The organism is Pseudoalteromonas sp. S3776 (genome assembly GCF_005886915.1).
Classification (GTDB): Bacteria; Pseudomonadota; Gammaproteobacteria; order Enterobacterales; family Alteromonadaceae; genus Pseudoalteromonas.
In genome coordinates this window covers 44,061-57,276 of sequence record NZ_PNCU01000007.1, presented here as the reverse complement: position 1 = coordinate 57,276, position 13,216 = coordinate 44,061, and the positions used below count along the sequence as shown (strand labels likewise).

Genomic DNA, 13,216 nt, shown 5'->3' with positions numbered 1-13,216 from the left:
TTATTCAAATCTAAAGCCGGCTAAATATACTTTATTTTTAAGCTAAGCTAAACACGCGAGGGGCAATTAACATTAAATAAACAAGTACTCAGCTAATGAGCTTAACTACTATTATCGGCTATTAGTCTCAATACTTTTGTTATTTATGTGTTTTTTATTTTAAATAGCCTCTAAACAATTATAAGGAACGACAATGAAGCTTTCCCAATTAACTCGTTATGCCTTAGCGCTTACCATTGTAATGATAAGTAGTGCTGCATTAGCAGATAATCAACGAAAAATAGACATTGATAGCCATGTAGTCACCAAACATAAAGCAAAAATCAATGGTGAACGCTTTAGCTACACCGTTAAAACAGGGACCCAACCTGTGTGGAATGACGGGGGGGATGCTATTGCCACGTTACAATACACCTATTACACACGAGATAAAGTCGATAATATCGCTGCTCGCCCTTTACTGATATCGTTTAATGGTGGGCCGGGTTCCGCATCGGTATGGATGCACTTAGCGTACACTGGCCCACGCGTATTAAAAATTGATGACGAAGGCTACCCTGTTCAGCCTTATGGCGTAAAAGATAACCCCTACTCAGTATTAGATGTAGCAGATATTGTTTATGTTAACCCTGTAAATACAGGTTATTCACGTGTAGTAGAAAATGCCAAAGGTGAGATGCTTTCAAAAGAAAAACAAAAAGAGCACTTTTTTGGTGTAAATGCTGATATCAAATACTTAGCTGAATGGCTAAATACCTTTGTAAACAGAAATGAGCGATGGCGCTCACCTAAGTTTTTAATAGGCGAAAGCTATGGCACGACTCGCGTATCAGGCCTTGCTCATGAGCTACAAAACAGTCAGTGGATGTACATTAATGGGGTGGTATTAGTATCGCCAACCGATATTGGTATAAAACGAGACGGCCCTATAAAAGCGGCAAACCGCTTACCTTATTTTGCTGCAACGGCGTGGTATCACAAAGCACTTAAAAAAGATTTACAAAAAAAAGAGCTCTATGAACTTTTACCCGAAGTTGAGCAGTTTACTATTAATGAGCTTATTCCAGCCCTCGTTAAAGGCGGCTTTATCGATGCCGATAAAAAGCGCCAAATAATAAAAAAAATGGCTGAATATGCAGGCCTTTCAGAACAGTTTGTAGCGCAAAACAACTTAGATATCCCCACTCAATTTTTTTGGAAAGAACTTTTACGTGAGCGCGGACAAACTGTTGGACGTTTAGATTCGCGCTATTTAGGTATTGATAAACGCGATGCTGGCGAATCACCTGATTACTGGGCTGAGCTCACCTCTTGGCTACATTCGTTTACGCCTGCAATAAATTACTACCTACGTGAGGAGCTTAATTACAAAACGGATGTTAAATACAATTTATTCGGCAATGTTCACCCGTGGGATCGCAGTAAAAATAATACCGGCGAAAACTTACGTTTAGCGATGGCGCAAAACCCGTATTTAAACGTGATGATTCAAGCTGGCTACTACGATGGCGCAACAAATTACTTTGATGCTAAATACACATTATGGCAGCTTGACCCAAGTGGAAAAATGAAAGACAGATTAAGCTTTAAAGGGTACCGCAGCGGCCATATGATGTACCTACGCCATGAAGATCTTAAGCTTTCTAATAACGATTTACGCGACTTCATTTTAAGTTCTTTACCCGCCAAAGGACAAGCCGCTAAATATTAGTTATAAGCTAATAACCTTTATTACATGAGGCATTAAGAAAGTGCCTCATGTTTATTACAATAAACTTTTAACTGTGTAACCACTTCATTAAACCCCGTCTGTAGGGCAAATAATAACGCTTCATCGACCTTATTTTGCGCCGCTAAACTTTCTATCTGTTGGCAAATATCACTTAACTTTAACGCTGCGACCGATTTAGCAGATGACTTTAAACCATGCGCTTGAAAAGACAAATCGGCGTAATTTAAGCTATGCGTATACGCTTCAATTAATTTAACTTGTTCATAAGCGGTCTGTAAAAACGCCTGAAAAACTAAACAATGCACCTGTGCATCTTGTCCTAACATCGAAAACAATAAAGGCATATCTAATTGGTTATACATAGAGCTTGCTTGCTCTGTGGTTGGTAGCGGCTGTGTATGTGCAGCAACAATACCTTGCGAGTGCTTCATTAGCAGCTCTTTTAAGCTTTCAAGCTCTATCGGTTTAGTTAAAAAGCCATTCATTCCTACGCTATAACAATCCTGTATATTTTTTTCCATAATATTGGCCGTAACAGCAATAATTATTAGCTCATTGAACTGTGTGTTTTTGCGTATTTTTTTTGCCAGCTCAAGCCCGTTTAACAGCGGCATTTGAATATCGGTAAGTAGCATATCAAAGCACTTATCTTGCAACATTTGCCACGCCTGCTCACCATTATTTGCAAACGTTGAGTCAACGCCAAGCATAGTCAATTGCTGCTTTAAAACCTGCTGATTGGTAAGCTGATCCTCTGCCACCAGCACATTTAATACGGGGAGTTTACCTGTAGCGGAAGTGGCGGGAGAACGGCTGGGATGATTGAGTGGTTCGTCAGCTTTTGTAGTCGTTAACGTGCTTTCTTTAAAGCTATTAAAACTAATGGTAAAACACGCGCCTTTATTAATTTTGCTATGTACTTGTAGCTGCCCCTGCATACGCTCTACAAGCTCTTTAGTAATCACCAAACCAATGCCCGTACCATGTGTTTTACTGCTCTCTGCCCCTAACCTATCAAAGGGTTTAAAAAGCCTTAAAATATCATCCTCTGAAAAGCCACAACCTGTATCCTCAATATCAATTTTACAGCGGCTAGAATCAACAGTTTTACAGCGTATATCTATTTTACCGCGCACTTTATTGTATTTTATTGCGTTGGAGAGCAAGTTTAGCAGCACCTGTTTAAAACGGCGCTTATCTACATATAAGTAAATACCTTCAAGGGAGTCAATATTATGAGTATTTATAGTAACAAGCTCAACTCTGGCAAGTTCGCTCACCATTTCAATACTATGCTGTAGCATGTCTTTAACAGGAGCATATTCAAAATTAAACTGCATATTCCCCGATTCAATAGACGTTAAGTCCAACACGTCGTTTATTAGTAAAAGTAAATGCTCCCCAGCTTGGTAAATACTTTGCGCATTGTCTTTGTGTACGGTGGTTGCTTTGCTGTCATATTGATATAGCTGCGCTAACCCTAAAATAGCGTTTAAAGGCGTCCTAAGTTCATGACTCATACTTGCCATAAAGTCAGACTTAGCCTTACTAGCCGACTCAGCTTGAATTCTTAATGCATTTACTTTTTGGTGATTATTCGCCACCTCATTGGCCATTTTGTTAAAAGCATTTATAACGCTGCCAATTTCATTTTGCTGCTGTACATTAATGTGACAATCAAAATTTCCCTTCGCCAGTTTAGAAAAAGCGTCCTCCAGTGCTCGTAAAGGGCTAGTAATTCTATAATCGACTAACCAAGCTAAGCCTATAAAAAACACCACAAGTATAAAAAACTGAATATAAATTAACGTGTAATGTAGCTTTGCCGCTTCACTTATTGCGTTTTCAAAATTAACGGTGAGTGTAATTTCAGCCAAAGGCTTATCTAAAAAGATAATACGTTCACTTAAGGTAACATTTCCTTTTTGATCTAGCGGTTGCCACTCATCTAAAGGGTATAATTGATTGCCTGTAGCCGGCTCTACTACCCTAATAGCTTTCCAATTAGGGTTTGTATTAAGTTGTGCGTCTATTTGCTCATACAGCTGAGCATATTGACGGGTCAATAAAGGCGTTTTGATTGAAGTCGATAATTGCTGTAAAGAGCGCTGAGCTGCGCTAGAAAGGCCATCGTTTACCCACTTAGCTTGTTCTGGCAAAGCGTAAAATATAAATAAGCAAACCAATAACAAGCCAAATGCCATAACGGCTATAAAGCTTTGACATCGTAAGCTGCGCCACCAGTTAATTTTCAACATAAAACGAGCGTAAGCCCCATTGCGTTAATTGTTTATAATCGTCAATGCTTGCCTTACTTGGGTTAATTATTGGGATCCCCGCTAATAAGTGTTTTTGATTAGGGTTACTGCCTATTTCTATAATAGCTTGTTGAACTTGCGCTTGTACTTGAGGGCTTACATTAGGGTGAGCCACTATGGGGTGGCGATTAACCTTGCGCGTTTTGTAAATAACTTTTAGTTTTTTTTGTAGATTTTGAGGCTGCTGCATTAATGTGCCCATCACCCCACCGCCTGCAGGTGTTGCATTAAGGGCCACATTTAAATAAACAGATGAGTGGGTTTGTACATACACAGGTTTTATTGTTAAGCCATACAACAAAGCAAGCTCAGCACGCATCAATAAAGAAGCGCCCAATGCATTAGGTGCAGGAAAAGCAATTTCAGCGCCTTCAAGCTGCTTAACGGATTCAATATTACTGTTTTTATTGACTACTAATACCCCTTGCAAATGCCGCGCAGCATCTTTCACTATAGGTAAATAACCTTGCTTGTCGAAGGCAATAACACTGTGCCATGGGTTCATATAAGCAAAATCGTAATCGCCTTGTGCAAAACCTTGCTCAAAAACCGGAATTGATTCCACTGTCACAAGCTTTAACTGCACGCCCGTTTTTTCGGTTACTTTATTAAGAAAAGGCTGCCATATTGCAGTCAATTTTTGAGGCTCATATTGCGGAACTACACCAAAAGTGAAGGTTTGAGCATAGACCCCAATACTATTGAATAAAAAAAGCAAAACAACACTACACTTCATATTAGTCTTACCGTTGTAGGTTTATGACTATAAGCATAGTTAACGAGTGCCTAACACACCATTTTTTATTACGTAGAAATTAGGGGGTTATTTAATTAAGGGGGTTTAAAAAAGGTAACAAAAAAGGTTAACGCAGGTGTTAATGCTGCAACACCTGCTACGAGGTATTATTGCCAATACGGCTCTATATCAAAAGACGCTAAACGGCTTTGCTCCATAGCACTGACTAAGTAATCCGACTTCTGATCTAGCCACTGTTGAATTTTAGCCAATTGCTCATCTTCTTGCCCACCGCAAAGCTGTTTTAAATATTCCAGCGTGCTGAGCTCATACATACCATGAGAAATATCTAACCACGGTAGCCTAAATTCTAAACGCGCTTCTTTGTCAAACAGTGCGCCTAAGCAATTACCGCTTAATAAACTGTTTTCTAATTGCGGGCGTAAACTTAAATAGTCTTTTACGGTAAGCGTTTGCTCCTTAGGGAGTAACTTATCTAAATTTTGCCAATCTTTATTAAATAAGCGTTTAGCAATTTTAGCCACTGGCAGCTCTGCTGCTTTAAGCTCGGTTTGGCCCCAAAATTTACGCCATTGCTTGTCTACTAACCAAGTAGTAAGCAACAGCAGTAACCGGTTATAACGCGCACTTTGAAACAAAGCATTAATATCATCAATACTCGGTTGAAGCTCTTTTAAATCGTTAATAACTTGCGCTAATGCTGGCGCTGCATTTATCTTTTTATAAAATGCGTGGCGCTTAGATGTATACGTTTTTAACTGAATAGCATTTTCAACCCAGGCTAATTCACTTAACAACCACTTGAGCTCTGTTCTTAACTGTTCAGTGCTCTCTTTACTTACAATATCGTCGAACAACCAAAAATTGTGCCTAATTAAGCTAATGCCGTCAGTCACGCGTTTGAGGGTTTTTAAACTAGGCTTGTCAAAGTAACACTGCTCATGCTTTTGCACAAAGCGAATACCAAAGTTCATGGCTTCAATCAGCGCTTGCTCTTGCGTTGCTTGTTTTTTTAATTTTACAAACCCTATCGACTTACTCGGCTTCAGCGGTGTTTCATCGGCTAAACGATAGCCTCTAGCTGCTTTTGAATAAAGACCTAAGCGGATACAATTTTGACTAACTAGTTTATCTGCCAAAGCAAATAGCTCGTCTCTGTTACCCTCAACAAGCTCTATTTCAAGCTCGCTAATAATATCAACCTTACCCGATGCAGCTATTTCCCCCTTATCGAGCACGACTTCGATTTTTGCACCGTTGGGGGTTTCTATTAACCAGGTACGACGAATAAAGTTAGTACTAAAAATAGGATATAAATTATCGCTAATAGCATTAACTTGCATACCATGAGGCCAAATAGCATTATTAAAGGCTAATAAATCAGGGCGACTCGATTCAATCGGCAAGTTATATTCAGGGCGTTGGTGAAGTCCGCCCACAACTTCGCCAGCAAGTTTAATGGTTTGTTCGCATTTACCGTCGGCACAGCGCGTTCTAAAACCGATATCCAGGGCTCTTAGCTCTCTACTTGGAGTATCGTAATAGGCATTTTGCAGACTACGTGAAGGTTTATTAATAACCGTTTTAGCAAATTGTGTGATTAGCGAGGGGATCAGTGGAACAACGGCATCTGATACCAAAAACTTCAGTTCTATCTCAGTATCCATTAGGGTTGAGGATTACCTTTAAAATAAATAAGTGCTCAAAATAAACAAAGCCACCTCATTTTGCAAATTTTTTAACCTTTTTGACTGAGCTATGCCATTATCGGGTTACAATATCAACCTTGCTATTAACGCGTTTAATCCATACTATCTCACTACTTATGTGAAAATATTACTCACAACCACAACGGACACGGATAGACTAACAAGGTAGATAAATGCTAAAACACTGTTTACTAGGGCTACTTTTAACAGCCACCTCGTTTATAAGCCAAGCTCAAGAAGCTCAAACAGCCAACTCATCAGATGCAAACACAGCTTATATAATCGACAATCTATATACCTTTATGCGCTCTGGTGCAGGTAAAAACTACCGCTTACTTGGCTCTGTAGATGCGGGCACTAAATTATCCGTGCTATCAAAAGAAGAAAACGGCTTTATAAAAATCAAAGACGATAAAGACCGTGAAGGTTGGGTTGAATCTAAATTTATATCGCAAACTCCGGGTCTTCACCAGCAGTATCAAACGCTCAGTAGTGAAATGAGCAGTGTTCAAAATAAATTGCGCCAAGCACAAGTTGAGCTCCCGCAGTTACAAAAGCACAATCAAAGCTTAACCAATCAAAACAAACTACTTAACCAACAAATTACTGAGCTGCAAACAACGCTTGAGCAAGAACGTGCGCAAAAACAAGCAGCCACAGCAAAAGAAAAACGTCAGCTATTAACTTATGGCGGCGCTATTGCCTTTATAGGTTTATTTTTAGGTATTATTCTTACCGTTGTACTTTCACGCCGTAAGCGCTACGAAGGGTGGGCATAATTAACCTACACTTTTATTAGCTTATTTTGTTGAGCTAACTACTAAAAAAAGCACCCTTAGGTGCTTTTTTAATGTGTGTGTAAGCTATTGCAATAAGCATATGGATTTTAAATATCCAAACGTAAACCAGGGTCTTGCTTGATTTTTTCTATGACCATATAAGTATGGTGAGTCCCTACCCCCGGAATGTCGACCAAATCTCCTAGCACTTGTCGGTACTCATCCATATCTGAGACCCTAATTTTTAGCAGGTAATCGTACCCGCCCGCTACCATATCGCATTCAACAACTTGCTCAATTTTAAGTATGTGCTCTTTAAACACTTTAAATACAGCCGTGTTAGATGCCACCAGCGATACTTGCACATGCGCCACTAAGCTCTGGTTCAGCTTTTGTTCGCTAAGCTTTGCAAAATACCCTTCTATATAGCCTTCTTGCTCTAACCGCTTAACACGGTCAAGGCATGGACTAGGACTTAAATTAACCTGTTTTGCTAGGTTAACATTAGAAATTCTGCCGTTCTTTTGAAGAACGTCTAATATTGCTAAATCGATACGATCAAGCAGGCGTAATCTATTTGGATTTGTCATACAGAATTTTATACGGATAAGTTGAAAATATGCCCTGTAAATTATCGTAAATCGCGAAATTTAACCAGCATATTCTGCTGAAATTTAATTAGAATGCACGCATTACATCACTGGTAATTTATTAGTAGCAAGTTTGCTTTGGCCTACCGGCACAAGCGCATAATTTTGTTCTACTGTTTACATATTAACATTCCTGAGGGTTGCTTATGTTATTCAATGGCGATTTGACAACAACCTGTCCTACAAGACAGAAAATTCGTGATTTTTACCGCATTGACGAAAATGCCGTTATTGATCATATTTTACCACTTGCAGAAGTAGGTGTTAAAGCACGTAGCCGTGCGTGGGAAAGAGCTCGCCAGATTGTTTTAAACATTCGAAAAGACCAAGACGGTCAAAGCGGTGTAGACGCACTTTTAAATGAATTCTCACTCTCTAGTGAGGAAGGTGTAGTGTTAATGTGTTTGGCCGAAGCCCTACTTCGCGTACCAGACAAAGCCACGCAAGATACGTTAATTCGTGACAAGCTTGCTAAAGGTGATTGGAGTTCTCATTTAGGAAGCAGCGATTCTTTATTCGTTAATGCTTCTTCATGGGGGTTATTAGTAACCGGTAAAATGGTTAACTACACAGATAAAACCAAAGAACAGCAATTTGGTATGCTTAAAAAGACCATAGGTCGTTTAGGCGAGCCTGTTATTCGCAAATCTGTAAACTTTGCCATGAAAATTATGGGTAAGCAGTTCGTTATGGGTCGCACCATTGATGAAGCCATTGAACGCGCTGCCGAAAAAGAGCAAAAAGGCTACGTTTACTCATATGACATGCTAGGCGAAGGCGCGCGCACAATGAAAGATGCCAAGCGTTACTTCGACAGCTACATGAACGCAATCCATGCCATTGGTAAAGCAGCAAATGGCCGTGGCCCAGTTAAAAGCCCAGGTATTTCCGTTAAACTTTCTGCTATTCATCCACGTTATGAGTTCACGCATAAAGAGCGCGTGATGGCCGAAATTGTGCCTAAACTTAAAGAGCTGGCGCTTGCAGCTAAACAATACGATATTGGCTTTACGGTTGATGCCGAAGAAGCTGACCGCTTAGATATTTCGTTAGATGTTATTGAAGCGGTATTTAGCGATGAAGATCTAGGTAACTGGCAAGGTTTTGGCTTGGCCGTACAAGCGTATCAAAAGCGCGCTATTTTTGTTATTGAATGGGTAACTGAGCTTGCTACTCGCGTAGGCCGTAAAATGATGGTGCGCCTAGTTAAAGGTGCCTACTGGGATACCGAAATCAAAACCACTCAGCAAGATGGTTTAGAGCACTACCCTGTATTTACACGTAAAGCAACGACCGATGTATCTTACAAAGCCTGTGCGATTAGAATGCTCGAAGCGCGTGATGTGCTCTACCCACAATTTGCAACGCACAACGCTTACACTGCAGCCACTATTTTAGAAGTTGCTAAAGGCGATAACACCGGTTTTGAATTCCAACGTTTACACGGTATGGGCGAATCTTTATTTGACCAAATCGTAAATGAGGAAAAAATTCAATGTCGTGTGTATGCTCCAGTAGGCCAGCACGAAGACCTACTTGCCTACCTAGTTCGTCGTTTACTTGAAAATGGCGCTAACTCATCGTTTGTAAACGCCATTGTAGATACCACTAAACCAGTTGAGTCGCTATTACCTGATCCAGTAGAAACACTGCAAGGTTTACGTAATAAGTACAATACGCAAATTAAAATGCCAATCGACTTATACGGCGATGAACGTGCTAACTCTAAAGGCATGGACTTAACCGATATTAATGTGATTACGCCATTCAAAGAGAACCTTGAAAGCTGGTTTAACGAGCATTTAATTGATAAAGGCCAAGTACCTGAAGGCGCATTAGCGGTTAAAAACCCAGCAAATCACAACGAAATCATCGGCCACGTTAAACTGCAATCTGGCGATGAGATGAAAGACATTTTGGCCAATGCAGAAGCGGCGTTTGAGTCATGGTCGCAAACATCTGTAAAAGAGCGTGCTAATTTATTACGCCGCGTGGCAGATATTTTAGAGCGCCACCACGACGAGCTCGTAGCTATATGTATTAAAGAAGCCGGTAAAATTGCGCAAGATGGTATCGATGAGGTACGTGAAGCTGTTGATTTTTGTCGCTACTACGCTGCCCGCGCAGAAGACCTAGCTAGCGATGAACGTTTTGAAGCCCGCGGTGTCATTTTATGTATTAGCCCATGGAACTTCCCGCTTGCTATTTTCTTAGGCCAAGTAGCTGCAGCAATCGTTACGGGTAATACAGTTATTGCAAAACCTGCAGAGCAAACAAGCTTAATTGCACTTCGTGCTATTGAATTAATGCTTTCGGTTGGCTTACCAGAGCATGTAGTGCAACCAGTAATCGCCCGCGGTTCTGAAGTGGGTAAAACAATTGTACCTGATGAGCGTATACAAGCTGTTATGTTTACTGGTTCTACAGAAACCGGCACACTTATTTCACAAACTCTCGCTGCACGTAACGATATTCAAGTACCGTTAATAGCAGAAACCGGCGGCCAAAACTGTATGATTGTTGATTCAACAGCGCTGCCAGAGCAAGTTGTGGATGATGTAATAAGCTCAGGTTTCCAAAGTGCTGGTCAACGCTGTTCAGCACTGCGTGTATTATTTATACAAGAAGATGTTGCTGATGGCATTATTGAAATGCTTAAAGGTGCGCTGGCAGAGCTGCATGTTGGGGACCCATCAATGCTTTCTACCGATGTAGGCCCGGTAATTGATGAAAAAGCCCTTAAAACGCTAAATGAGCATGTTGAATACTTAAAAGGTAATGCAACACTTCATTACGAGTGTAAGATCCCTGACAACACGCAAAACGGAGCCTACTTTTTTGCGCCTCGTTTGTACGAAATAGAAGATTTATCAGTGCTTAAGCGTGAAGTATTTGGTCCATGTGTACACATTATTCGCTTTAAAGCGAATGATATTGACAACGTAATTGACCAAATAAATAACACAGGTTACGGCCTAACAATGGGTGTTCACTCTCGTATAGAAGAGCGTTGTGAGTACCTAGCTAAAATGTCGCGTGCGGGTAACGTATACGTAAACCGTAATATGATTGGTGCTATTGTAGGTGTGCAACCATTTGGTGGCCGTGGTTTATCTGGTACCGGCCCTAAAGCCGGTGGACCTAACTACCTGCAGCGTTTAGTAAAAGAAAAAGCATCGCCTGATAACGTGCAAATGACTAACCTAACGCCAGATGAGCTTGATTTACACCATTACAGCGGTGCAAATGAACAAGTTAAAAAGCTAATGGCTAACTCAATGCGCGACGAGAAAATTTGGCGTGCAACGCCGCTAAACGACCGTGTATCGGCTGTTCGTCAGTTACTTGCTAAAGTCGCAACGGTCGAAATCATTGATGATTTAGCGGATGATTTAGCGTTAACGCTTTCAGAAGCGCGTGCACAATTAAACCGCCTCGAAAAACACATGCGTAAGTTCACTACATTGCCTGGGCCGACTGGTGAGTCAAACACCTTGCATCTTGAAGCGCGTGGTTGTGTGGTGTGTTATGCAGATAAAAGCACGTCATTTAACTTCTGGGCGCTGTCAATTATTACAGCACTAGCTGCTGGTAATACAGTAATTACGGTAGCATCAGAGCTGTTTTATGATGAGGCGGTAGCTTTTAAAGACAAGTTTATTGCCACAGGCGTTGCAGAGGGCGTGTTCCAGGTTGCAAAACCTAACCAGCTTCAAGCTATTTTGGCTCACCCTCACTTAGCGGGTGCGGTGGTTGCAGCACGTTCGTCTCGTTTAGGTTACTTCAGCCAACAACTTGCACAGCGTAAAGGCGCTATTTTGCCAGTAATTACTTCAGAGTATTACGATACGTTAATTAAACGCTTAATTACCGAAAAAACGATCAGTATTGATACCACTGCCTCTGGCGGTAATACCTCACTGATGACCCTAGTAGAAGATGACGAATAACCATCTAATACTAATTAACTAAAAATGAAAAAAAAGGCACTTAAAAGTGCCTTTTTTTTTACGTTGCAACGTATAATGATGCTAATTTAAACAAAGAACCCTTATAGAAGTAAGAAAATTGAACGTTATCTCTATTTCGCAATTACAGCCTGGCATGTTTGTACAAAGTGTTACAAAGCAAACTGGGCGCATTAAAATTAAAAACCAAGGCTGGGTTAAAACTCAGGCGGGTATTGATAAGCTCAAAAAAGCGGGCATTTTAGAAATAGAGATAGATCCAGATAAAACATTAACGTCATCCGAGCCCGACACCCAAGCCCCAGCGCCAACGCCTAAGGCTGATATTAAAAAACACGACCCTTGGCTTAAAGTTCATAGTAGCGAACAAGAAATGGGCAAAGCTAAAAAGCTCTACGACGAAGCTAAAACACTTCAACAAAAGGCCTTTGGCGATATAAAAGCGGGCAGAGATATAGACATAGCGCCTTTTAAGGAACTTGCCAGTGGTTTTATGGATTCAATTTTTAGAAACCAAGATGCCCTAGCCTGCTTAACACAAATGCGCCAAAAAGATGCATACTTACTTGAGCATTCTATTAATGTATCTATATTGATGGGTATTTTTGCAAAGCACTTAGGCATAGAGCGCGATATTATTGCAGAGCTTACTACAGGTGCTTTGTTACATGACATAGGAAAAATTAAAACCCCTGACGAAGTGCTCAATAAACCGGGCCGCTTAAGTGATGACGAATTTAAAATTATGCAAAACCATGCTTTGCATTCAAAACAAATTTTGGAAGAAGCAGGATTAACAGGTATTGCTGTAGATATTGCCGGCCTACATCATGAGCGTTTAGATGGAAAAGGCTACCCGTTTGCCAAAAAAGGCGATGAAATAAGCCAATACGTTCGCATGGCATCTATTGTAGATGTATATGACGCACTGACAGCAGAACGTGTCTATAAAGCAGGCATGGAGCCTATTAAAGCGTTTAAAATTTTAAAAGATGGCTGCCCCGATAGCTTTGATGGTGAACTACTCACTAAATTTATTCAATGTATTGGCATTCACCCGGTAGGTACCTTAGTTAAGCTTTCAAGCCAAAAAGTAGGCCTAGTAACCGAAAGCAACCCAACGACTCCTTTAAAACCGGTGGTAAAAACATTCTATAGCGCAAAGCATAGCCGCTATACCGAAGTACAAGATATTGACTTAGCCAATAAAAAAACAGCTGACGTACTCGAATCGACAGTTAAACCAGCTGATTATAATATTGATTTAGAACGCTTTTATAAAAATTCGATTTTACCTTAAAAA

Annotated in this window: 8 protein-coding genes; 4 read left to right on the top strand and 4 right to left on the bottom strand. The window is 40.5% G+C overall.

Going from position 1 to position 13,216, the window contains the following annotated elements; all coding sequences use genetic code 11:
* Window positions 1–241 precede the first annotated feature (241 nt).
* On the top strand, window positions 242–1,711 hold the full coding sequence (locus CWC16_RS04090; protein WP_502704907.1) for a S10 family peptidase: 1,470 nt from the start codon (window positions 242–244) through the stop codon (window positions 1,709–1,711).
* A 32-nt stretch (window positions 1,712–1,743) separates the two neighbouring features.
* On the opposite strand, the gene CWC16_RS04085 is transcribed toward CWC16_RS04090, so the two are convergent.
* From CWC16_RS04085 to CWC16_RS04075, 3 genes are all read right to left on the bottom strand, one after another.
* Complete coding sequence (locus CWC16_RS04085) at window positions 1,744–3,990, bottom strand: ATP-binding protein (RefSeq protein WP_138540604.1); 2,247 nt, start codon at window positions 3,988–3,990, stop codon at window positions 1,744–1,746.
* Entirely contained in the window at window positions 3,977–4,786 is an 810-nt protein-coding gene (locus CWC16_RS04080; RefSeq protein WP_138540603.1) for a phosphate/phosphite/phosphonate ABC transporter substrate-binding protein, read from the bottom strand. The genes CWC16_RS04085 and CWC16_RS04080 overlap by 14 nt, the downstream gene beginning before the upstream one ends.
* A 167-nt stretch (window positions 4,787–4,953) precedes the next feature.
* Window positions 4,954–6,474, bottom strand: coding sequence for a CYTH domain-containing protein (locus CWC16_RS04075; protein ID WP_055014948.1), 1,521 nt, complete (start codon window positions 6,472–6,474; stop codon window positions 4,954–4,956).
* Between the two features lie 215 nt (window positions 6,475–6,689).
* Here CWC16_RS04075 and CWC16_RS04070 point away from each other — a divergent pair, with 215 nt between their 5' ends.
* A complete protein-coding gene (locus CWC16_RS04070; RefSeq protein WP_138540602.1) occupies window positions 6,690–7,295 on the top strand; it encodes a TIGR04211 family SH3 domain-containing protein in 606 nt (201 codons plus the stop codon).
* 107 nt (window positions 7,296–7,402) lie between these two features.
* Here CWC16_RS04070 and CWC16_RS04065 read toward each other — a convergent pair whose 3' ends face one another.
* Window positions 7,403–7,885, bottom strand: coding sequence for a winged helix-turn-helix transcriptional regulator (locus tag CWC16_RS04065; protein ID WP_138540601.1), 483 nt, complete (start codon window positions 7,883–7,885; stop codon window positions 7,403–7,405).
* A gap of 206 nt (window positions 7,886–8,091) precedes the next feature.
* Between CWC16_RS04065 and putA the strand changes: the two genes are divergently transcribed.
* Window positions 8,092–11,895 carry a bifunctional proline dehydrogenase/L-glutamate gamma-semialdehyde dehydrogenase PutA gene (gene putA / locus CWC16_RS04060; RefSeq protein WP_138540600.1) on the top strand — a complete coding sequence of 1,268 codons (3,804 nt, stop codon included), beginning with the start codon at window positions 8,092–8,094 and terminating at the stop codon, window positions 11,893–11,895.
* Between the two features lie 118 nt (window positions 11,896–12,013).
* The gene (locus CWC16_RS04055) at window positions 12,014–13,213 is read left to right on the top strand and encodes a cyclic di-GMP phosphodiesterase (protein ID WP_138540599.1); all 1,200 of its coding nucleotides are present in this window, start codon (window positions 12,014–12,016) and stop codon (window positions 13,211–13,213) included.
* Window positions 13,214–13,216: the final 3 nt, after the last annotated feature.